The sequence below is a fragment of the uncultured Gimesia sp. genome (assembly GCF_963972345.1).
GTDB lineage: Bacteria > Planctomycetota > Planctomycetia > Planctomycetales > Planctomycetaceae > Gimesia.
The window spans coordinates 1-22,687 of sequence record NZ_CAXAVM010000110.1 but is presented as its reverse complement, the minus strand read 5'-3'; the positions used below and the strand labels follow the sequence as shown (position 1 = coordinate 22,687).

Annotated in this window: 18 protein-coding genes and 1 pseudogene; 11 read left to right on the top strand and 8 right to left on the bottom strand. The window is 52.3% G+C overall.

All coding sequences use genetic code 11. The annotated features are described in order from the left end of the window. A pseudogene (locus AACZ40_RS17830) lies at window positions 1–333 on the top strand (Si-specific NAD(P)(+) transhydrogenase); the annotation flags it as partial. 64 nt (window positions 334–397) lie between these two features. Here the strand turns inward: AACZ40_RS17830 and AACZ40_RS17825 are convergent. From AACZ40_RS17825 to AACZ40_RS17815, 3 genes are all read right to left on the bottom strand, one after another. Further along, window positions 398–1,351, bottom strand: coding sequence for an RluA family pseudouridine synthase (locus AACZ40_RS17825; protein WP_291175045.1), 954 nt, complete (start codon window positions 1,349–1,351; stop codon window positions 398–400). Between the two features lie 4 nt (window positions 1,352–1,355). Then, window positions 1,356–4,031 carry an aconitate hydratase AcnA gene (gene acnA / locus AACZ40_RS17820; RefSeq protein WP_291175042.1) on the bottom strand — a complete coding sequence of 892 codons (2,676 nt, stop codon included), beginning with the start codon at window positions 4,029–4,031 and terminating at the stop codon, window positions 1,356–1,358. A 205-nt stretch (window positions 4,032–4,236) separates the two neighbouring features. Further along, the gene (locus AACZ40_RS17815; RefSeq protein ID WP_291175039.1) at window positions 4,237–5,682 is read right to left on the bottom strand and encodes a neutral/alkaline non-lysosomal ceramidase N-terminal domain-containing protein; all 1,446 of its coding nucleotides are present in this window, start codon (window positions 5,680–5,682) and stop codon (window positions 4,237–4,239) included. Between the two features lie 297 nt (window positions 5,683–5,979). Between AACZ40_RS17815 and AACZ40_RS17810 the strand changes: the two genes are divergently transcribed. After that, window positions 5,980–7,206, top strand: coding sequence for a hypothetical protein (locus AACZ40_RS17810; protein WP_291175036.1), 1,227 nt, complete (start codon window positions 5,980–5,982; stop codon window positions 7,204–7,206). Window positions 7,207–7,208: 2 nt separating this feature from the next. On the opposite strand, the gene AACZ40_RS17805 is transcribed toward AACZ40_RS17810, so the two are convergent. From AACZ40_RS17805 to AACZ40_RS17795, 3 genes are all read right to left on the bottom strand, one after another. Further along, complete coding sequence (locus tag AACZ40_RS17805) at window positions 7,209–7,391, bottom strand: hypothetical protein (RefSeq protein ID WP_291175034.1); 183 nt, start codon at window positions 7,389–7,391, stop codon at window positions 7,209–7,211. After that, on the bottom strand, window positions 7,388–8,536 hold the full coding sequence (locus AACZ40_RS17800) for a glycosyltransferase family 87 protein (protein WP_291175031.1): 1,149 nt from the start codon (window positions 8,534–8,536) through the stop codon (window positions 7,388–7,390). The genes AACZ40_RS17805 and AACZ40_RS17800 overlap by 4 nt, the downstream gene beginning before the upstream one ends. A 141-nt stretch (window positions 8,537–8,677) precedes the next feature. Continuing rightward, on the bottom strand, window positions 8,678–9,181 hold the full coding sequence (locus AACZ40_RS17795; RefSeq protein WP_291175028.1) for a hypothetical protein: 504 nt from the start codon (window positions 9,179–9,181) through the stop codon (window positions 8,678–8,680). Between the two features lie 385 nt (window positions 9,182–9,566). Between AACZ40_RS17795 and AACZ40_RS17790 the strand changes: the two genes are divergently transcribed. Both AACZ40_RS17790 and AACZ40_RS17785 read left to right on the top strand, forming a co-directional pair. Next, window positions 9,567–9,950, top strand: a complete 384-nt coding sequence (locus AACZ40_RS17790) for a carboxypeptidase-like regulatory domain-containing protein (protein WP_291175025.1) — start codon at window positions 9,567–9,569, stop codon at window positions 9,948–9,950. 91 nt (window positions 9,951–10,041) lie between these two features. Then, window positions 10,042–11,097: a DUF1559 domain-containing protein gene (locus AACZ40_RS17785; RefSeq protein WP_291175022.1), complete on the top strand. Its 1,056-nt coding sequence runs from the start codon at window positions 10,042–10,044 to the stop codon at window positions 11,095–11,097. Between the two features lie 486 nt (window positions 11,098–11,583). Here AACZ40_RS17785 and AACZ40_RS17780 read toward each other — a convergent pair whose 3' ends face one another. After that, window positions 11,584–12,816 (bottom strand): hypothetical protein, encoded by a 1,233-nt coding sequence (locus tag AACZ40_RS17780; protein ID WP_291175019.1) that lies wholly within the window; start codon window positions 12,814–12,816, stop codon window positions 11,584–11,586. A 269-nt stretch (window positions 12,817–13,085) separates the two neighbouring features. On the opposite strand from AACZ40_RS17780, the gene rpmF reads away from it, so the two are divergent. The 6 genes from rpmF (at window position 13,086) to AACZ40_RS17750 (ending at window position 18,892) form a co-directional block, all read left to right on the top strand. Beyond that, window positions 13,086–13,265: a 50S ribosomal protein L32 gene (rpmF, locus tag AACZ40_RS17775; RefSeq protein WP_081459625.1), complete on the top strand. Its 180-nt coding sequence runs from the start codon at window positions 13,086–13,088 to the stop codon at window positions 13,263–13,265. Between the two features lie 6 nt (window positions 13,266–13,271). After that, a complete protein-coding gene (gene plsX, locus AACZ40_RS17770) occupies window positions 13,272–14,273 on the top strand; it encodes a phosphate acyltransferase PlsX (RefSeq protein ID WP_291175014.1) in 1,002 nt (333 codons plus the stop codon). 50 nt (window positions 14,274–14,323) lie between these two features. Further along, complete coding sequence (gene fabD, locus AACZ40_RS17765) at window positions 14,324–15,232, top strand: ACP S-malonyltransferase (protein WP_291175011.1); 909 nt, start codon at window positions 14,324–14,326, stop codon at window positions 15,230–15,232. Window positions 15,233–15,620: 388 nt separating this feature from the next. Beyond that, complete coding sequence (acpP, locus tag AACZ40_RS17760) at window positions 15,621–15,854, top strand: acyl carrier protein (protein ID WP_002649181.1); 234 nt, start codon at window positions 15,621–15,623, stop codon at window positions 15,852–15,854. Window positions 15,855–15,937: 83 nt separating this feature from the next. Next, window positions 15,938–17,182 carry a beta-ketoacyl-ACP synthase II gene (gene fabF / locus AACZ40_RS17755; protein WP_291174997.1) on the top strand — a complete coding sequence of 415 codons (1,245 nt, stop codon included), beginning with the start codon at window positions 15,938–15,940 and terminating at the stop codon, window positions 17,180–17,182. 408 nt (window positions 17,183–17,590) lie between these two features. After that, window positions 17,591–18,892 (top strand): beta-ketoacyl-[acyl-carrier-protein] synthase family protein, encoded by a 1,302-nt coding sequence (locus tag AACZ40_RS17750; RefSeq protein WP_291174994.1) that lies wholly within the window; start codon window positions 17,591–17,593, stop codon window positions 18,890–18,892. A 176-nt stretch (window positions 18,893–19,068) separates the two neighbouring features. Here AACZ40_RS17750 and AACZ40_RS17745 read toward each other — a convergent pair whose 3' ends face one another. After that, window positions 19,069–20,490 carry a tetratricopeptide repeat protein gene (locus AACZ40_RS17745; RefSeq protein WP_291174991.1) on the bottom strand — a complete coding sequence of 474 codons (1,422 nt, stop codon included), beginning with the start codon at window positions 20,488–20,490 and terminating at the stop codon, window positions 19,069–19,071. Between the two features lie 850 nt (window positions 20,491–21,340). On the opposite strand from AACZ40_RS17745, the gene nusA reads away from it, so the two are divergent. Further along, a partial coding sequence (nusA, locus tag AACZ40_RS17740) for a transcription termination factor NusA (protein WP_339675248.1) occupies window positions 21,341–22,687 on the top strand: 1,347 nt, incomplete at its 3' end.

Here is a 22,687-nt window from a genome sequence, read left to right as displayed (position 1 = left end):
GACCGGGACGGGATGTTGAAAATTCTGTTTCATCGGGAAACGTTGAAGATTCTGGGTATCCATGCGATTGGTGAAGCCGCGACCGAGATTGTGCACATTGGTCAGACCGTCATGTCGTTTGGCGGGACGATCGAATATTTCCGAAACGCCGTCTTCAATTACCCGACGATGGCAGAATGCTACAAAGTAGCTGCCTTCGATGCGTTTGAAAAAATGAGCCTGGATCGTCTGTTTGAAGAATCGAAGCTCACCAAAATCAGTGTGGACGCTGCTTTGACCGTGGCGGTAGAGGAACCAGTAGAGTCAGATGAAGAGGAAATCGTAGAAGTCTAACCGGTAGCAAGCTGACTTCTTTGAGGTCGGATCGCAGTCTGAAGGTCGCTGCGAATCATATTTGTCATCCACTCCAGGCGCTCCGTATCCGCTGGAGTGCCAGTTGAAAGTCAGCTGGTACTCCAGCGGTAATTTTCATCCGCAGGTCAGTCACGGGGTGTGAGAATTCAATCTGCTCCGCGTGTAATGCCTGTCTCGTGATCAACTCGCGGTCCTCCAGGAGCCTGGCATCGTTGCCATAAAAGTCATCGGCGATGATGGGGAATCCCAGGTCTGACAGATGCACGCGGATCTGATGCAGACGCCCGGTTCTGGGAAACGCGCGGATCAGCGAATGGCCGGGCAAGCGTTGCACCACTTCAAAGCGGGTAAACGCCTTTTTGGCGCGCAGTGCCTGCGGGTGAGTCGTCATGCAGACGCCGGCCTGGGTAGGGTGTTCTCCGATGGCGTTACTGTTTTCAAATGCATTCTGTTCCGGTTGATCGCGGACAATCGCCAGGTAGGCTTTGCTGACGCGGTTCTGCTGAAACTGGATCGAGAGACTGCGGTGTCCCAGATGTTCTTTGGCGACGATCAGAATGCCGCTGGTAAACTGGTCGAGTCGATGGACGATACCGGGCCGCAACAGACTGCGGACGCCGGTCTGCTGGTCCAGATAATACTGCAGGGCATTGGCTACGGTACCGCTCAGAATATTTCCCGCCGGATGGGCAATCATGCCCGGGGGTTTATTGACGATCATCAGCCACGCATCTTCGTACAGAACCTCCAGCGGCAGCGGTTCCGGATCGTAGGTTTTATCGGGCGGTTCCGGGAGACGGATACTGATCTGTTGACCGCGAAACACGCGCTGCAGCGGCTCAGCGGGGATGCCATTCACTTTAGCAAACCCCGCCTGCACGATGCGCTGCAGTCGATGTGTCGAATAATTTCTGAAATGGCGGCTGAGAAACCGATCGATGCGGGCTCCGTCCAGGTAATCCTCGACAATCAGATCGGTTTCAAACGCAGTTTTCATCAAATCAGGACGTAGCCAGATCGCGTAGTACTTTGTGCAGAATACCACCGTTGCGGTAGTATTCGACTTCGACGGGGGTATCGATACGACACTGGACCGTAAACAGAACCTGCGTTCCGTTTTCCTTGGTCGCGGTGACGCGGATCGCCTGACCTGGTTTCAGGTTGTCATCCAGTTCGATGTCGAATGTTTCTGTCCCGTCCAGGCCCAGTTCTTCGCGGCTTTCTCCGTCCCGGAACTGCAGAGGCAGTACGCCCATGCCGACCAGGTTGGAGCGGTGAATGCGTTCGAACGAGGTGGCGATGACCGCTTTAATGCCCAGCAGGAAAGTCCCTTTGGCGGCCCAGTCCCGTGAAGAACCCATGCCGTAATCTCCGCCGGCAAGCACGACCAGCGGGATACCTGCGTCTTTGTACTTGAGCGAGGCTTCGTAGATTGAAGTCTGCTCACCGGTTGGCAGATACGTGGTCACACCGCCGCTGGTCCCGGGAGCCAGCAGGTTGCTGAGGCGGATGTTCGCGAATGTTCCCCGGGTCATGACCCGGTCATTACCACGGCGACTGCCGTAGCTGTTGAAGTTTTCCGGGGTGATGCCGTTTTCCTGCAGATACTTCCCGGCAGGAGAATCGGCTTTGATGGCACCGGCGGGAGAGATGTGGTCGGTAGTGACGGAGTCGCCTACTGACACCAGTACCCGCGCGTCATTGATGGAACTGATGGGTTCCGGAGTGACAGGCATATCGACGAAGAACGGCGGTTCCTGAATGTAAGTACTGTGTTCATCCCAGGCGAAGATGTCTCCGTCGCCGCCATTGATGGCCTGCCATTCGGGAGAGCCTTCGGTAGCTTTGCCGTACTGTTTGCGGAACATTTCCGGATTGATGGATGATTCCATTGTCGCGTTGACTTCTTCCTGAGAAGGCCAGACGTCTTTCAGGAAGACATCTTTGCCATCCTGATCCTGTCCCAGTGGCTCTGTGCTGAGGTCGATATCCGTTGTGCCGGCGATCGCATAGGCCACCACGAGTGGGGGGCTGGCGAGGTAGTTGGCACGCACATCGGGGCTGATGCGACCTTCGAAGTTCCGGTTACCGGACAGGACGGCGGCAGCGACGATGTCGTTCTCGTTAATGGCTTTGGAGATAGGAGGAGGCAGCGGACCACTGTTGCCGATACAGGTGGTGCAGCCATAGCCAACCAGGTTAAAGCCAAGCTGATCGAGGTAAGGAGTCAGGCCGGATTTTTCGAGGTAGTCGGTTACAACGCGACTTCCGGGAGCCAGGCTGGTTTTGACCCATGGTTTGCGGGTCAGTCCTTTTTCCGCCGCTTTCTTCGCCAGCAGGCCGGCACCGATCATGACGGATGGGTTACTCGTGTTGGTACAGCTGGTGATGGCGGCGATCACAACCGAGCCATCTTTCAGATTGAAGTTCTGGTCATTATAGTCGACGGCAACGCTGGTCGTGGAGGGATCCTGTTTGCCGAAGGTTTTGCTGAGATCACTGTGCCAGTGCGATTTCATATCGGTCAGTGCGATGCGGTCCTGGGGGCGTTTCGGCCCGGCCAGCGAGACTTCAATGGTCGAAATATCGAGTTCGAGTTTGCTGGTGAAACTGGGTTCGGGGGAACTGTCAGTGCGGTACATGCCCTGTTCTTTGTAGTATCGCTCGACCAGATCGACTTCCGCGTCGGTACGTCCGGTACGGCGCATGTAGTTCAGGGTTTCATCGTCGACGGGGAAGAAGCCGATGGTGGCACCGTATTCAGGAGCCATGTTGGCGATCGTGGCACGGTCTGCCAGGCTCATGTTGGACAGGCCGGGACCATAAAACTCGACGAATTTGCCGACGACGCCGTGCTCGCGGAGCATCTGGACGATGCGGAGAACGAGGTCGGTCGCGGTGGCGGCTGCAGGGAGTTTGCCGCTCAACCGGAAGCCGACGACTTCGGGAGTCAGCATGTAAATCGGCTGGCCGAGCATGACCGCTTCGGCTTCAATCCCACCCACGCCCCAGCCAACAACGCCCAGGCCGTTGATCATGGTGGTATGGCTGTCTGTTCCGACCAGGCTGTCAGGATAGGCTACACCATCTTTGGTAAGGACCACTTTGGCCAGATATTCGAGATTGACCTGGTGCACGATCCCGGTGGCGGGAGGCACGACGCCGAAGTTATCGAGTGCCTGCTGTCCCCAGCGGAGGAACTGGTAGCGTTCCTGGTTCCGTTCGAATTCTTTCTCGACATTGTGCTGCAGGGAGAATCGGGTTGCGAATTCATCGACCTGCACCGAGTGGTCAATGACCAGGTCACACGGAACCAGGGGATTGATTTTCTGAGGATCGCCGCCCAGTCGGACCATGGCACTGCGGAGGGCAGCCAGATCGACGACGGCGGGAACACCGGTGAAGTCCTGCAGGACCACGCGGCCTGGTTTAAAGGGAACTTCGACGGGATTGGGAGATTCTGCGCTCCAGTTGGCGAGATTCGTGACATCAGATTCGTTCACCACGAAACCATCCACATTTCGCAGGCAGGATTCGAGCAGCACGCGAATGGAAAAGGGAAGTGATTCGATATTGCCGATGCCATCATCAATCAGTTTCTGCAGACGGTAATAAGTGAACTCACCACCAGCTGCCTTTAATTGACCTTCCGCGCCAAAAGGATTTCCGGAAGCCATTAGTCTCTCCTCAGTGCTACGTTAATATTAGTGGACAATTGCTGTCAGGTTTCCAGAGGAAACCTGTTTCATTTAATGTTTCTTAACAGGTCTGAATATGCTGCATTCTAGGACTTCAGTTCCTGCGCGACAAACGGCAGGGACTTAAAAACGCAAAACAACCACAGAAGCGGGTAGGCAGCAGGTAAAATCAGGGCCGAAGCGGCTATTTTAACGAAGCGGGGGCCTGTTTTCCATTGCGGACCTTTTCGACCTGTCTGCGGGCACTCTCGACGATTTTGTCTTCGATTTCCTCAGACCAGCGGTTGGCGGGTAATCCATAGACCATCATGGATGTGTTCCCTTCATAGCCCCAGCGGGACGATTTCCGGGGGGGAACGTCTTCTTCCAGCACCCGCAGTGACGGGGTATAAGCCATCACATCATTGCAGTAGCCGGCAACCCAGGTATTGGGTCCGAATTCTTTTTTCATTCCCAGGGAATAATCGACGACGACTTCGCCGCCAATGGTGATCCAGAGCTGGGTTTTTCCCAGGAGCCAGACCTGAACCGGGAAGGGGTAGGAAGTAATGAAGGTCTTTCCGTCATTCAGTTCCTTCAGCAGTCGGGTTCCCCAGCGGGTTACGTAGGATTTGGGGTTTCCGGCGGCGATTTTCTCGAGATCCGCTTTGGTGGGTGCATCGCCGAGCTTGATGTCGGTGATTTCGATTTCGGTTTTGAGTTCAGGGTCGAGTTCCACCATCGGGAGTCGGACGGTGTCAGCGACGGCATGCGCCAGCCGTGAGCCATACGATTCTGCCAGTTCCTGTGTACGGCGGGGTAGCGGGTTCTGGTCGGCTCCACAGCCCATGTAGAACATGGCGGTCACGCCGGGAAACATGGCTTCCAGATCATATTGCGCGAAGCCAGCATAATCTCCGCACCACTTCTGGATGCCCAGTGTGGTATTATGGCAGGCATAACCGAAGACGAGGGTTTTGAGTTGACCGTCTTTGTCTTTGACGGCGAGCACCGGAACGCTGTGATCAACGGGGCCTTTGAGGTCGTGTGCTTTTCTGAGACCGGGGACTTCCGCTTCGACATTATTGCGGCGGTTGACGGCGAAACTGGTCAAGCCGGTTCCCGTCCAGAGGGTCGCGGGTTCGAGTTCCTTGATCGCTTTGCCGACGGCGTCGACCAGTTGCTGTTCCAGCTTCGTGGAATAGGTCTCAATCTGTTTGATGTGTTCGGGTGTCAGTGGATAGATGTCGTGCAGGGCACCACGGAGTACGGGCCCACAGTGAGTGTGCGAGCTGTTTAACATGATCTGGCTGCGTTCCAGCTTGTATTTTTCTTTCAGGGCAGCACAGACGTTGTTGTAGATCGACTGGGGAATGCCCAGGGTATCGGTTGAGACAATCACTCCCCGGTGTCCGTCGCGGGCTTCTATGACCAGAACTTTCATCCAGAGATCATGGAGCTTGCCGTCGGCAGGGGCCGTGCGCCCGCCATAACCGGCCATCCAGAGATTTTCTTCCGGGGTAATCACAACGCTGACCGAGGCGGCTTTCCAGAGTGCTTCTGCAGCAGAACATCGTACAGGCTGCAGCAGATAAACACTGCAGAGCAAAAATGGTAGAAATCCGTAGCGAATCTGCGTTAGATATTTCATGGAGAAGACCTCTCACTGAATGAGTGCAATGAACCAACAAACTAAACATTCTTTAAAAACTTGCCTTCAGGTTAAAGTGGGAACGATCACATATCAAGCGTAGAGGATGTGAGCTTGCCGGTTTAAGGGGGTAAAAAATTGTCTCTGGTCTGGATTGTGGTACAATGAAACACTGTCTGTCCCTTTCGAGCTACAGTGCTGCACATCTTATTTTGCCGGGCGGAAACATAGAGGAGGAGACTGTCTGTGGAATCAGCAGTAACAACGTTTAAACCATTGTTTTTCCGGTCATTTCTGATGTTGGTATTTCTGCTGACGGTCTCTGTCGGCAGCCTCCAGGCTCAGGGAAATCGGCGGGCGGTGAACCAGCGACCCGCCTCTCTCCCGGCGCCCGCCGACTATCGCTCCAAGAATTTTCTGATCCATACGGATCTGCCGGCTGAGGAAGCACGGGATTTACTGGAACGCCTGGAAAAAATGCTGGTTATCATTTCGACTTACTGGGCGAGCCCGAATCGGTCCATCATTGAGTGTTATGTGGTGAAAGATCTGGCAAACTGGCCTGCCGGCAGTCTGCATCCGGCGGGCATGCAGTCGGTGCAGGGGGGCGGTGGCGTGACGATGAGTCGCACGACGTATCGGGGCGGACAGATCGTCGCCGCCAAATCGATTGTGTATGCGACTGCGAACGGAGGTACGCCTCAGCATGAAGCCGTGCATGCGTATTGTGCCCAGAATTTTGGTCGCACTGGCCCGGTCTGGTACAGTGAGGGCATGGCTGAAATGGGCAATAACTGGAAAGGGGTGCCCCGTAAAGGTCAGCCCCTGGCGGTCACCTGTGAGCAATATGTGATTGACTATATCAAACGGAGTGAACCCAAAAGTCTGAATGAGATTGTAAATTCCAGCGAAACGACCGGAGATTCCTGGCAGAATTACTGCTGGCGGTGGGCGCTGTGTCATCTCCTGGCGACGAACCCGAATTATTCGGAGCGGTTTCGACCGCTGGGCCTGGGACTGCTGATGAATAAGCCGGTCTCTTTCAATCAGACTTACGGAGCGATGGACCGGGAAATCTCTTTTGAGTACCTGTTTTTCCTGAAGCACTTCGATCAGGGGTTTCGCTGTGATCTGTGCCAGTGGGACTGGAAAACCAAGTTTCGCAAACCTAATTCCGTGCGTCCGCTGAATTCAAAAATTGAGGCCAACCAGGGCTGGCAGGCATCGAGAGTGCTGGTGGAAGAGGGGCGTGAGTACCAGATCTCAACGCTGGGAGAATGGAACACGGCTACTGAAAGCAAAGATGTGACCGCTCGTGGAGATGATTCCGGGCAAGGCACTTTAATGGGCGTTGTGCTGTACGAAAATGAGAATGAAGAATACGAGTTGAGTGCAGAATTCGAACTGGGCAAAGCAGAGCGGTTTCGGGCGCCTGCAAGCGGAAAGCTCTTCCTCCGGTGCCGGGACAACTGGCACGAACTGGCTGATAACAGCGGGAAGATTTCGGTGAAGATCAGCCAGTGATTTCAGGCTGCGTTTTCTGGCGAAGCCCGAGTTGTTTGACGGGAGGGAAACTGGTCAGGCCAGAGCAGGGCAAAGCACTGGTAGGAGAGTGCGGTGAGCGACTGCCAGGGGACCGCGACCATGCCACCCTGTTGCCAGGGAGCGGAAGCGGTGGCGGAAGTAATGGTTTTCCGAGCGGGAATCAACAGCGCCCAGGCGAGTCGGGGCTGATTGCCAGGGCGGCAACCGTCAGATTCACCAGCCAGCGTTTTCCCGAATCAGGGGGATAGTCTTTGAACAGAATCCCGACTGGAACCAGCAGGATGATGAAGTAATGATGCCAGGTCGTGGGGGTCATCAACAGCATGGCGACGACTGTGATGGCAAAGCTTTGATCGCTGAATTTTACAAAGCGGGTTTTCCAGACAGCATAGGTCACCAGCGCTGTCAGGGCGAGCCAGGAGGACCAGACGGTCAACTTCAGGAGCAGGGGGGAATTGACAACAGGGGTGATTGTGTCCGTCGGTTGATCAAACAGGCGTTCCCAGAAGGCGAGCAGTGACGCGTTGCCCCAGTTGTTCGTAATGTCGGCCAGTGAGGGCAGTACCACTGTCAGGTAATCATGGTAGGCATTGCTGCCAAACAGGGCGACTGTGATCAGGCTGATGATAGCAAAGGCCAGTGCGCCCCCCAGCAGTGCGCGGACATCACGTCTGATAAGAAAGTACAGGAACAGGTAAGCGGGATAGATTTTGACTGCCGTGGCTAATCCCAGGCAGGCACCTGCCAGCAGAGAATTTCCGGACCGCCCCGTTTTCCAGGCGGCAACCACCAGCAGGGCCAGCAGCAGGTTGGGTTGTCCCTGGATCAGCGACTGTTGCAGCGGATCGCAGGCGAGCAGGAGTGTCAGTAAGGCAAGTCCGCTCCAGAATGTCATCTGAATCTGGAGCGCCTGTACGATCCAGTAGATCGCCAGTGCGAGCATTCCCAGGGAGGCCAGGCTCCAGGCGAGATGTGCGTCCTGATAGGAGAGCCAGGCAAAAGGGACAGCGATCAGGTTGGCGGAGGGAGGATGCGTATTATAGCGATCGAAAAATCCACCCGAGTCGGTTCGTTTCAGGTTCAGGTGTTTTTGTAATGCCAGTTCCTGATCTGCGTAAACGGGCATCTCTGACAGGCGGTTCCGGACGGCGGCCCACTCTTTGAAAAAGTCGAAAACCTGGCCGTCCGCAGGGCGCAGCGCAGCCATGTAACCGGGGGCAAACACGGCCAGTGCTATGAGAAACAGAATGACCCACAGAATCTTCCGTGCCAGCGGCCAGTCGTTCTGTGTTTGAGGTGAGGAAATCACGGAGCGCTCCGGGAATCAGTTCAATACACCAGGCGCAGAGTTTCCCTGTCGTCACTCTGTTGGCGGGTTTTCAGCAGGACTAAGGGTGACAATTAGACTCCGACCACCGGGGTATGTCCAGCAGGGATTCTCGATTCAGTGTCAATTGGCAGGATCCTGTTTCTGTTCATTGACATCCAGCAGTTTGCCGGTCTTCAGGTCCACGCCCGACCAGGAAGCGGCGTTGGCTCCGAAAACGTACAGCCGATCTTCCGTTTCTGTTTTGGCAAAGACGGTGACGATCTGATCGTTGATAGAGAAGCGGGTTTTGAAATCAGGGGGCAGGTTCAGACTGGCCCAGAAACCCCCTTTGGCTGCGAAGGCATAAATCGTCTGACGCAGCTGACAGGCGGTCATGCCTTGTGCGACGGTGGGCTCAATCGGCTGCTTTTGATCGACAGAAATGTCGATCTGATCCCAGATGTTTTTCTCAATGCTGTAAGCCATCAGTTTTTCGCGCGACTGGGGAACGAGTACGATCATTTCCTGTGATTGAATTAAGATCGGCTTTCCGGCAGCAGAGTCAGATCGTTCCTGGGCGAGTGTCGTGTTGACACTGGTTGTCAGCAGAGCAGTGGTAAACAGGATCTTAATGAACGCAGGCATGTGTGATTTCTCCTGATGGATTCGCGGACCGAAATGGAGTTTCCCTGACAGGACTTTTTCTCAGGAAGGGAAGTCTGCATCGTAGTCGGATCACCTGTTGAATGCAAAAAATTTATCGTTGTCGTAAGCCGTTGTGATGGAAGTCAACTGTGTAGAGGAATCTCCCAAATGGTCCAAAAATGAAATATTTTTCTTGCTTTCCCGGTCTGAATTCAGGATAGTAAACAGAGGGTTGTTTGATCAAATGTGAATCAGCTGCTCATCGCGCTCAGACGGCTGGTGAATTCCAGTATTTCATTTCTCAATATTCGTCGTGTGTGAGATGTCGAACCACTTTTTTCTGAAGTGGAAACATGCTTGTGCCTTGTGAAAAAGGACAACCACTGTGCGCAGAAATTCTGTACTGCTATTGCTGATGGTGTTGGGGCTCAATGCCGGTTGCAGTGATGAGGCTCCCGATATGCCTGAACTGGGTCAGGTGCATGGAACCGTCACGCTGGATGGCAAGCCCCTTGAGGGAGTCACTGTTTTATTCGAACCCGAGCGCGGCAGACCATCGACTGCGATCACCGATGAAGCAGGTCATTATGAAGCGAACTATCTGATCAATGAGCCCGGCGTCAAGCTGGGACCGGGAACAGTGCGCGTGGAGTGGGGAATTGATGCCACCGGCCTGAAGATTCCAGCCCGATATGGTTCCCAAAGTGAGCTGAAGCTGGAAGTGCAGCCGGGCGAGAACGAGTTCGATATCGCGATGCAATCCAAATAAAATTCAAGTCAGGAGACGAGGAATAAACTCAGTTATTCGATTCTGAAAGCGTTTCATTTTTTTCTTATTTTGAATGATCAGGGATTCTGCTATGAAAACGAGCCAGACTTACTCGAAAAAAGGCTTTACACTGATTGAATTACTGGTGGTGATTGCGATCATCGCCATTCTGATTGCCTTGCTGTTGCCCGCAGTTCAGCAGGCCCGCGAAGCAGCACGACGGTCTCAGTGCAAAAACAACATGAAACAGTTCGGGCTGGCGATGCATAACTACCATGATGCGCATGGTACATTTCCGCCGGGATACATTACGAAAACGCCCTGCAGTTCTTCGTCTGTGTGGCCAGCGTGTAATCAGGGGGAGCTGGGAGTTTATGGCTGGGGTACGTTTCTGTTGCCTTATATTGACCAGGCCCCCTTGTACAACGTGCTCAATGCCGGCAGTGTGACTCTTGACCAGAACCTGGCAAATGCGACGGTTCGACAGGCGCTGCAGCAACCCATTGGGGTATTTCTCTGTCCGTCCGATCCGGGACCCAATTTGAATGATTACGTTTCCGGATCGAACAATTATAATTTTACCGTGACGGATGGATCGGCGACTTACCAGATTGCCCGCTCAGATTATGTGATGGTGGCAAATGCCTGGGACAGTACAACGCCTGCCGTGTATCAGCTTGGACCTCCTGATGCATATGGACCTGCGCATGGGATTGGTTTTGCCAATTCCAGCGTCCGCTTTCGTGATATTCTTGACGGGAGCAGTAATACGATTCTGGTCGGTGAGCGAGCTTATATTTATAAAAGTGCCAACAAGGTCGGCGGGGCGAATGCCATCGGTTTTTCTGCTTCGAATAATACACAAAGCAGCAGCTATGCCCGTAAAGGAAACGGGATGGCAGTGCTTGGTCTGACCTACAACGGCATCAATGCGGTTGCCGGCGCCGAGCATGACGTCCGTGGTTTCAGCAGCAATCATGTGGGGGGAGCGCACTTTGTCTTCTGTGATGGATCAGTGCATTTTCTGAGCGAGAATATCGACTACAAGAAAGGGACCGTTTCCACAGCGACTTATGTGCAGGACATTAACTCGACTTTTCAACGACTGGCAGTACGAGATGACGGTCAGGTTTTGGGAGAGTATTGAGTTTTGCGATACAGAGAGGGGCTCCTGAACGACTTCACTCTATTCATCTTCTCCGGCTCGATGCAATCAGTACAATAACGCATCGCCTGCTTGAGTTGTCTGGTAGACAGAAGACCGTTGATTTCTTCACGCCTGAAAAAGTTTCTGCGTTTTTATGGCGGGAGTCTGTCGCAGCGGAGTGGGTGAGTGCGTAATTGGTGGCGGCAGTATGTCGCAAATCAGCGCAAGAGTGTCGTATTCAGGCGCAACTGGTTCGAGGTGTTAAGCCGTTGATGTCAAAAACTTTAAGTATGATTATTGCAGGGCCGATGGTTTGGGAAGGGTTGCCGAAAAATTGTTGTAAGTGAATTTATAACAGTGGGTTGTGCAAAATGACGTTGAGGTGGATGAAAAACGTTTTTTTTTGCAAAATACCAGGGTCTGGTGAACAGGGGGAATCAACGCTGTGCAGCAGTCATCGCTTGTCACATATAAATCGCGGCAGCGCTATTCCGCTTTGGGGGGAAGTTTTTGAGACTGCCATTTTTTGAACTGGGGTGAAGCTGTAAATTTTTCGATGTTTTCGAGTTCGCTGAGATCCAGGTCTTCGTAGGCGAATCCGAATTTGGTTTTGAGCGTTTCGAGGTGTTTGATCGTATCGTCGAAGTTGCCTTGCATGACCGAAATATTCAGCAGATGCAGATAAGGTTGCAGGAGATCCGGTTCGATTTCAGATGCTTTCCCGGCGTATTTTCCAGCCAGGTTGACGTCCCCCGATTCAATCAGGATGCCGGCCCGCAGGGAGTACAGATAGGGGTCCACCGTTTTCAGTGAAGCGGAGAGACGTTCCAGGCTGTCGATTGCCTGGGGGTATTGTTTTTCCATACTGAAGTAATCGATACTCAGAAGTTCCGCAGCAGGATCCTGGGGATGATATTTACGATAGACGTTTAGCACCTGCTGATATTTTTTGCTGTCTTCTTTGGCGATCGAGTCTTGAGCCAGAAAGAGGAGGACGGTTTTATCGTTTTTATATTGAGCAGGAAGTTGGGAATAGGCCTGGAAGGGATCCGATTTTTCGTCGGTGTTGGTCAGAAAGTCATAGCGTTTTTTCTGGTCCAGAATCCGTGTTTTTTGTTCGGGAGTCAGTTTATCCTGATTGGCGCCGTGGGCTTTATACAGTTCGGGCAGATACAATCGCTGCAGAGACTGGGAAATCAGTTCTCCGGTAGAGAGGCTGTCGATGTCGATGATTTTCAGTTCGCCGGAATCCTGTTTTTCAATAATCAATGCCTGGTAGTTGAGCGTCCAGTCGGGGCGGAGGAAGCGAAAAATGACTTTATATTGATCATCCTCTTTTCGCATGGCGAGGAAGCGATAATCTGCTCCACTGGCGACTTCCGCGAGGATTTCGGAATCGATGCCCTGGTTTTCGGCGGTATACGCCGCTTCAAGCTGCTGGCGGACGGGCAGAATTGCTTCTTTGATGGCGGAATTCTGTTCGTATTCAGCGAGGACCCGATTGATAAAGGTCTTCCAGTCAAACAGGGCCCGGAATTTAGCCGGATCCTGTGCGTTGGCGGTATCCTGGATCTGCTTCCCGAATGCCTGAAGTTCCTGTGGGGTCATCTGTTGCGGCGCAGCTGAGACATAATTCTGTAGAAAGAGCACCAGTGTAGTGACTGTCAGAATGGTCTGAACTGTTCGTGAGACAGGTGATTTGAGGCGATGATCCGTCATTGCTTTACTCGTATTCCTGGGATTCCGGCGGGATAATGTGTGTACTGATGTTTTGATTACGCGAATCAATACGAAAATATCATTTTTGATATCGTCTGATGTAGGCCCTGTAGCTTGACAGTTGTTTTGAAAATTGCATAGTATGTTCGATTCCTGTCAGAAAAGCTGGTATGAGAGATCTCCGTGCGCTTACAGGGTCTAAAATATTTGTTAAGTTACGTATTACGTTTAGTTTAAGTTAAGTCAGGTGTTTTAAGGCGGTCTTTTTCATGGCAGTTCCTAAAAGACGGATGTCAAAATCCAATTCTCGTAAGAGACGCAGTCATAATAGTGTGAAGGCAAGCAAGCCCACCTATTGCCCACAATGTGGCACCGCGTCCCCTTCCCATGCCATTTGCCCTCATTGTGGTTTCTATCAGGGGCGAACCATCGTTGATACTGAGGACTAGTGGTCAATGCGGATTGCACTGGATGCAATGGGGGGAGATTATGCCCCTGAACCGAACATAACAGGAGCCATCGTTGCATTGCAGGCAGATCCTGCACTCAATGTCGTTCTCGTTGGTCCGCAGGACCTTCTTGAAGCTCAGGTGGAAGCTTCGGGTTATAATGGCGATCGTCTGTCGATTGTCCATGCCAGCCAGGTTGTGGGGATGGAGGAAAAACCGACTGACGCCATGCGTCAGAAGCCGGACAGCTCTATCTCTGTCTGCTGGAAGCTGATGGCGGCCCGCGAGGTTGACGCGGTCGTCAGTGCCGGGAACACCGGTGCGGTTGTCGCTTCCGGCCTGAAAACCCGCCTGTTCCTGAAAAGTGTCAAACGCCCCGGGATAGCAGTGACGTTACCCACCAGTGCCGGCCATGCCGTATTGATGGATGTCGGTGCCAATCCCTCGGCTCGACCTTCTCATCTCTATCAGTATGCAGTAATGGGTGAGATTTACGCCCGCGAAGTACTGCGGATCGAGTCTCCCAAGATTGGTCTGATCAACATCGGCAGCGAAGACGTGAAGGGCAACGATCTCTATCGCGACACGTACCGCCTGTTGAATGAAGGGCCTTTGAAAGACAGTTTTATCGGCAATGTTGAAGGCCGCGGGCTGTACCAGGGGGAAGCTGACGTTTTAATCTGTGAGGGTTTCGTTGGCAATGTGGTATTGAAGGTCAGTGAAGGAATGGCTGATTTTCTGATGAAAGAAGCTTCGCGGCAGATCATCAGCAGTCTTGATGTCGAGCGGGATAAGGCCAAGCTGGCTTTTCATGAGATGGGCAAGCGGTTCCGTTACCATGAAACCGGCGGTGCACCATTACTCGGAATCGACGGGATTTGTATTATCTGCCACGGTTCCAGTGATGCCCACTCGATCACAAACGCATTGAAGGGAAGTGCCATGTTCAAGGATCGTGGCATCAATTCGCAGATCGCCGAACATCTGGCGCAGAAGCCTGTTGCCTGAGTCGGCGTCTTTAACTAGCAGCGCAAATCCAAAAATAGAGGGATCGACTCGTGAGCAGAATCGCTTTTTTATTTCCCGGACAGGGTGCTCAGCATGTCGGGATGGGTAAAACGATTGCCGCAAATTATCCGGCAGCCCGAGAGTTGTATGATCGTGCTTCGGAGATTCTGGAATACGATCTGGCCAAGCTCTGTTTTGAGGGTCCCAGCGCAGAGCTGGATTCGACTGTAATCAGCCAGCCTGCTCTGTTTGTGACGAGCCTGGCCGCATTGGAAATGTTGCGTGCAGATTCACCCGATAAAGTTCTGGCCTGTGAGATGGCAGCCGGTTTGAGCCTGGGGGAGTATACTGCCCTGGTGTTCGCGGGAGCCATGAGTTTTGAAGACGGGCTGCGTGTCGTGCAGCGTCGTGGCGAAGCAATGCAGGCTGCCGCCGATGCGAATCCTTCGGGAATGGTCAGCATTTTGCTGCTGGATCGCGAAAAAGTTTCAGAGATCTGTCAGTCTGCTTCGTCTGCCGGCAATATCTGGATTGCCAATTATCTCTGCCCGGGAAACATCGTTCTGTCTGGTGAAAACAGTGCCTGCGAACTGGCAGCGGAACTGGCCGAACAGGAAGGTGGCCGGGCGATTCCCCTGGCGGTAGCCGGAGCGTTTCATACGGAGATAATGAAACCGGCGGACACGCGACTGTCAGAAGCACTGGCAGGAGTGGGGCTGAAGAAGCCGGAAATTCCGGTGATTTCCAATGTTGACGCGGAAATTCACGAAGATCCGGATGAAATTCGCGAATTGCTGGTACGACAGGTGATCAGTCCGGTGCTCTGGGAGGATTCCCTGAGAAAGATGCTGGCAACCGGCTTTGATGAGTTTTATGAAATCGGACCTGGTAAGGTTCTGAAGGGTTTGATGAAACGCGTCGATCGAAAAATTTCCTGTGAAACGGTTAACGATTCCTAGGCAGCAGCAGTTGGTTTTCCAGCAAAACCAGGTGGTGCGTGCAAAAGGACAGTGGTGTCGCGAGGTTCATTTGACTGGAAAATCAGAGCTTGATCTAGTCTATCAAATTGTGCTACAACAACTTACGCGGGAACTCTGAAGAAAATTCTTGAGAACCAAAAATCATGGGTTCTCAGACTGGTAAAGTCAGCCCGATCAAATTATGAGATAACTTTGGTGAAGTAGACAAGACTCATAATTCTTGTCGCAATTTAAGGTTTACATAATTCGGGAAAGTGGATATATCATCGCTACATCTGTAGGCGAATCCATCCAAGTTGGTCTGGTAATGATGTTTCCAGCCTTCCTGAAGTTAAAAAAATCACTAAGACGGTGAAGGAGAAGAAGAGTGTCAATTGAAGAAAAAGTGGTTGGTATCGTTAGCGAGCAATTAGGCCATCCTAAGGAAGATATTACGCTGGACAGCAAATTTATCGACGACCTCAAGGCCGATTCTCTGGACATTGTTGAACTCGTTATGGAATTCGAAGACGAGTTTGATGTGACCATTCCTGATGACGACTATGACAAAATCAAAACTGTCGGCGATGTAGTGGGCTACATCACTGAAAAGGCCAGCTAACCCGGATCTGCTCCAGTCAGCTGAACTGTCCTTTGTTTTGAAACTATCTGGTCCTGTCTTTTCATTGTAGGAAGTGTTCACGAATGCGCAGGAGAGTTGTCGTTACCGGAGTATCTGTTGTAACGGCTCTGGGTTTAGATGTCTCAGAGTTCTGGGACAAGTTATGCGCTGGTAAAAGTGGTATTGGTCCGCTGGAACGCTTTGACTGTTCAGACTACAAAGTTCGTTTTGGTGGTGAGATCAAGGATTTCAACGCCAGCGAATATACGAACATCTCAGCAAAAGATCTGAAGCGTGTCGACCGGTTTGTGCAATTCGGTCTGGTCGGCGCTCATATTGCCTATCGCCAGGCGCAACTCGAAGATTTTGACGGTGATCCCTATCGCAGAGGAGTTCTGGTCGGCAGTGGGATCGGCGGTCTGAATGAAATCGAGAGCCAGCACGATCGGCTGTATAACCAGGGGCCAGCACGTGTTTCTCCCTTCATGATTCCCAAGCTGATGGTCAATGCCGCCAGCGGGAACATTTCGGTGACTTACGAGTTAAAAGGACCGAACAGCGCAGTGGCAACTGCCTGTGCTTCGGCAACGAATGCGATCGGGGATGCCTTCAAGCTGATCCAGCATGATGTTGCGGACATTATGATTACTGGCGGAAGCGAGGCCGCAGTGACTCCGATGGGTCTGTCTGGCTTTGCCCGTATGAATGCCCTCTCCACTCGCAATGATGATCCTCAGTCAGCCAGTCGTCCTTTCGACCGTGATCGGGATGGATTTGTCATGGCTGAAGGGGCCGGCATAATTGTACTCGAAGAGTACGAGCATGCGAAAAAACGGGGAGTTCCGATTCTTGCAGAAGTGATCGGTTATGGTATGTCTGCAGATGGAACTCATATGACGGCTCCTGATCCTGAGGGACGGGGGGCTGCCCGTGCCATGCTGCATGCGATCAAAGACGCCGGTCTCAATCCACAGGATATTGACTATATCAATACGCATGGCACAAGTACTCCTCTGGGAGATGTCGCCGAGACTGCTGCCATCAATACGGTATTCAATTCCCATGTGAAACAGATGCCTGTCTCCAGTACAAAAGGGCATCTGGGGCATCTGCTGGGGGCATCCGGTGGTGTCGAGTTCGTTGTTGGTGTCAAAGCGTTGCAGGAACAGGTGGCACCGCCGACGATCAATCTCGATAATCCAGACGAGCAATGTAATCTCGATTACATTCCCAATGAACCCCGTGAGATGAAGCTGAACAGGGTAATGAAGAACAGTTTCGGGTTTGGCGGGCACAATGCCTGTCTGATTCTGCAGAAGGCGCCTTAAGGCGCCTGACGCTGTCCTTTCCGGGTTATTGGCTCGTGGTCTGCCTGGTTTTCGGGATTACCTGTAAGGGGTTAGAGTTTTCCCGAATAATTCCTGATCTGATTGTTGCTTCAGGGTTGAAAATCGAGGCCTGATTGTCTTAGCTATCCCTTGTTACAGCTGCTTTATCGGGTCTGGGTGGTGTATAAATGTCTGTGTGTTGCCAGTGTTTTGGGTTCAGGCAGCAGGTAGTTCGGTTATCGCGATCCCTCGAATTCTTCTTTTCTGAGCATGGTGAGCTGCGTCTGCAGTTTTTCCGATTGAAGCAGGCAAAGCTCTTGTCTGGGAAGAATATTGTTCTACGATGAAGATACATTCTTCAAGTGCGGCTGGCGTAGTTGATAAGCGGGACTTTCATAAGAGATTCAAATGAATACAGAATCAAAGCGGCGAATTCTGATTACCGGGATGGGGATTCTCAGCCCGATCGGAATCGGAGTGCAAGCATTTCAAGATAGCCTGATGACCGGGAAATCAGGAGTCAAAAAATCCGAACTCTATTCACATCTGGCAGCTCCTGATACCTGCGTTGCGGAAATTTCTGACTTCAATGACTCCACCATCAAAAAAGAATACCTGAAGCAGCAGCGCAGAAGTCTGAAAGTGATGTGCCGTGAAATCCAGATGGGGGTCGCTTCCGCCAATCTGGCTTTGAATGACGCTGCACTGGATCTGGAGAACCTGGACAGCGAACGCTTCGGCATCGAGTTCGGAGCCAACCTGATGTTGAGCCCCCCCACTGTCCTCTTTGGGGCTTGTATGGCTGCGTCGGAAGGCACTGAGTTTCAATTCCAGCGGTGGGGCAATGATGGTCTGGCCAAAATGGAACCGCTATGGTTGCTAAAATATCTGCCCAATATGCCTGCCTGCCACATAGGAATTATTTTTGACGCCCGGGGACCGAGTAACTCGATTACCCACGCGGAAGCATCCGGAAATCTGGTGCTGGGCGAAGCGCAGCGTGTGATTGAACGGGGCTGGGCTGACGTCATGATTGCCGGCGTGACCGGGACCCGCGTGCATGAAGTCAAATCCATTCATGCGAAATTCTGGGATCAGCTGGCAGATTCCCCTGCAGAATTTGAAAAGCGTTCGCGTCCCTTTGACAAAGCCCGCACCGGGCAGGTTCTGGGAGAAGCCGCCTGTTCGCTGTTGCTGGAAGAAAAAACTCACGCTGAGCAGCGGGGCGCAAAGATCTGGGGTGAAGTGCTGGGAACCGGGGCTTCATGCGTTGTGAAACGCGATGGATCAGTGGATACGAAAACCGCGATCTCCAATGCCATTAAGCTGGCATTGAAAAGAGCTGATGTGGAAGTGGGAGATATCGGCCATATCAATGCCCATGGCTTAGGCGAGCAGGAAATCGATGTTCAGGAATATCTTGCCATTCAGGATATTTTTGGGGACAAAGCCAGTGAAATACCTGTGACTGCACTTAAAAGTTACTTTGGTAATTCTGGATCCGCCTGCGGAATCGTGGAAGCGAGTGGATCCCTGGTAGGATTGAAACAGGGTGTGATTCCTGCGACCCTGAATTATGAAAACGTTGATCCGGATTGCCCCTTAAACGTGGTTCGCAACGAGCCTCTGGCTACTGATAACAAGCTGTTTTTGAAGATCAGCACAACCACCTTTGGCCAGGCCAGTGCCTCTGTAATCTGTGGTGTCTGAGTAATCCCGCTTCGCGAAAATAAATAAGCCTCGCAAGGATCAATGCTCCTTGCGAGGCTTTGATTGTTTACAGGTTCTTCAGAACTGGATTGCACCAGGTTTGATCTTCGCGTCTCTCAGTCTATCCAACACGGTATGGATGGACTTGAAGCCGCTGAAGTAAAGCTGGACACGGTCTAAAATTTCTGCATGGCATACTGAGAGCCACGATAAGCGGACAGGCCTTTCATATTGGTATTCAATGAGGCCTGGAAATTCTGGGCAGCAGTTGCGCTGTCACCAGCCAGAAGTGATTTCTGCCCGATGAAGAAATAGGCTTCACAGATTTGAGCTTTCGCGCGTTCCACGTCTTTCTGGTCGATTGAATCGAGCAATTCCGTGTTCGAGATGTTTCCCATCAAGAATAAAAGCAGGTTATCAACGGAGTCGCGCGCATCCGGTTTTTTAGCGATGACAGACTGGAATTTGGCATCTGCGGCAGATTTCTGGTTGGTCTGAAGCATTGCCAGGTAGACCCAGGGATCGAGAACTTTCATCTGTTCGGGTGCCAGTTGTGCAGCCAGCTTAAATTCAGACAAAGCCTCCGCGTAGTCTTTGTTAAAGAAATATGAGAAGCCCAGGTCGGAGTGCAGGGCCGGGTTTTGCGGATCCATCTGAACCGCTTTTTTCTGATCCTGGATCGCTTCAGTGATTTTGCCCTGCAGGAGTCTTGCCTCTCCGCGCATTCCCAGAACAAATGGCTGGTTGGGTTCAATCGACAGCGATTGTGTCAGGTCAGCTTCTGCAGTGTCCGGTTTACCGCCTTCCAGGTAGGCAAAGCCGCGGTTGGTGATCGCGTGATGATATTTCGGGTTGATCTGGATTGCCCGGGAAAAGTCATTGATGGCTTCCTGGAGTTTTCCCTGTTGCTGGTAATACATGGCCCGATTGTTGTAGACGACGGGAGAGTCCGGCTGTTTCTGTATCACCTGGTTGAAGCTGGCGAGAGCCATTTCATTGTTGCCGGCCAGGGCGTAGGCATCAGGCAGGGCGAGCAGCGCTGCGAAGTGATCGGGAGACAGTTTGATGGTTTCCGTGAAGTCCTGTGCTGCCTCCTGTGGCTTGTTTAGGGGCAGATAAATCATGCCACGCTGGTAATGGAAGTTGGCTTTTTCCTCCGGTGTCAGTCCCGGGCGGGCCAGAACCTGGTTGGCGACACCCAGGGCAGTCTCTGCGTGGCTTTTTTTGTTCTCCATTACCGCCAGATTCATCATCCCATACAGGTAGGGCAGGTAATAGTTGGCGTTCTGGTTCTCGCTGAAGCGGATTGCCTCGCGGGCATCACTGACCCCTTCGCGGATGGACTGGACATTGCCCTGCTCGCGTCCTGCTTCAACGCGGGCGCTGGCTCGCAGGTAATAGGCTACGTGATCGTCGGGCTTCTGCTGCAGGACCTGGGACGTGAGTGCGATCGATTTCGCGTAGTCCCCCTGCTGCTGTGCCTGGTCAGCCTGAATCTTCTGCTGGGCATAAGGATCGTTTGTTGTAGCGGGTGGTTGTGCAGATACGGTGAGCGGGATTCCAAGGCAGAGAACCAACAGTGGCAAAATGCGAGGCATTGCAGGGTTGTCCTTCAAAATTTGAGGGTAGAAAAGGGGGCTCTTTCGAGCAGGTTTAACATAACTCAGACAGCTGCAGCGGAACCGATTTCTTGATCAGTCTGTCCGCTAAACTGCGATAAATGAGCTTGGAACGGGCGCCGCTTTCTGGAGAAACAGGGGTCGCCAATTTCAGGGCTCTGCGTATGATAGTATAGAAGTTTCGTGTTTCGATGGAGATCAATCTGCACTCATCGTGAAGAAAGTGCTGAATTCGGTCTTCCCGGGGTTTTCAGGAAGTTTCCGGGTTTATCGCCTCGCTACTGTACGGATTGTCTGTGCGAAGAGCTGTTTTGGCAGTCCGCACCCGGTGAAGTTAAGTCGTTATGAAATAGTTGCCTGCGGTGCTTGACATCTGAACGCGCGAAGATTAATTTCATTTGTTAGTGAAGCATTCATTGTAGTGGTGCTTTATGCGCAATTGTTCTGCGTACTGGTGTTCAGTACGCATTGTGCTTGCAAGGGGTGACATGCCGTTCGGGCTGTTTGTTTCTTTGTGATGAATCGGCATTCGTAAACTCGAATGGAGTCCTCAATTATGTAGGCTGGTTGGAACACGAGCTTTGGCTCACCAATCCGATTGTCGCGTTTGTTGTATTGAAAAATGCCAATCGCGGCTACGCCTGACTTCCGTTTTGCGGTGGTACGGGTAGTCATAAAGTGGGCATGTACCCGCTTTTTTTTGTTAATAGCGGTATCGCAGGGGCATCATTCCCGGCGGTGTATCAATAGATTTGACCAGTTCAGGTCTAGTTTGAGTAGTTTTCGAGTCAGTTGAATATCTCAACTGTCGAATGAAGGAAACACAATTATGGACGGTAAGGAAGTTCTCCGGATTGTTGATGCCATTCAACGCGATAAAAGTATCGATAAAGAGATCGTGTTTGGTGGAATTGAACAGGCCATCCTGTCGGCTGCGCGTCGGCACTTTGGAGATGATCATGAGCTTTCTGTAGACATTGATCGCGATACAGGCGAGCCGACCGTTCTTTGTGATGGCGATAAACTGGGCAAAGACATTCTAGGTGAAATTCTGGGACGTGTGGCGGCACAGACAGCCAAGCAGGTCATGATTCAAAAAATCCGGGAAGCAGAGCGCGACACGGTCTTCGATGAATATATGGAGATGCAGTACCAGTCGGTATCGGGAACCGTTTCCCGTGTTGAAGGTGGCGCGGTACTGATTAACCTGGGCAAAATTGAAGGGATTCTGCCCCGCGGCGAACAGATTCCAGGCGAGTCATTTCGCGTCGGGGATCGGGTGCGTGCGGTTGTTCTGGATGTTCGCAAAGCGGGCAGCCGGGTCAAGGTGATTCTCTCACGAACTCATCCGGATATGGTGCGTCGTTTATTTGAACTGGAAATACCGGAAGTGGCCGACCGGATCATTGATGTCCGTTCTCTGGCGCGGGAAGCCGGTTATCGCTCCAAGGTCGCTGTGTCCTGTATCGACAGCAGTATCGACTGTGTCGGTGCCTGTGTGGGAATGCGGGGGGCCCGAATTAAAAATATTGTGGATGAACTGGCCGGTGAGCGGATTGATATCGTTCGCTGGAACGACTCACTGCAGGTGCTGGTGCCGAATTCACTTCAGCCGGCTGAAGTGGAAGATGTCATTCTATGCCCCATGCTGGGTCGCGTGATTGTGCTGGTTCGAGATGATCAGTTGCCTCTGGCAATTGGTCGAAAGGGACAGAATGTGCGTCTGGCTTCCAAGCTGGTTGGCTGGGATATTGAAGTCATGACACAAACGGAACTGGACGAGCAATTGGATAAAACTGTGGAAGCATTCTCTTCCATTCCTGGCGTGTCAGAAGAACTGGCAGAAAGTCTGGTTTCCCAGGGCTTCTTCAGTTACTACGACCTGTCTGTGATTGAGCCGGATCAGCTGGCTGAACTGGGAGGCCTGACAGCCGCACAGTGCGAGCAGATTGTCGAAGTGGCAGACCGGGAGAGTGAACGCGTTGAAGCAGAAGAAGAAGCAATGCGAATCGCTCAGAAAAATCCGGCAGCTGCGGCTCCTCAGGCCACAGATCAACCTCAGGCGGGAGCAGAAGTGCAACCGGAACCCGATGTTGTAGAGGCAGAAACTGAGGCAGAAACTGAATCAGAAGTTGAATCAGAAGTTGAATCAGAAGTTGAATCAGAAGTTGAATCA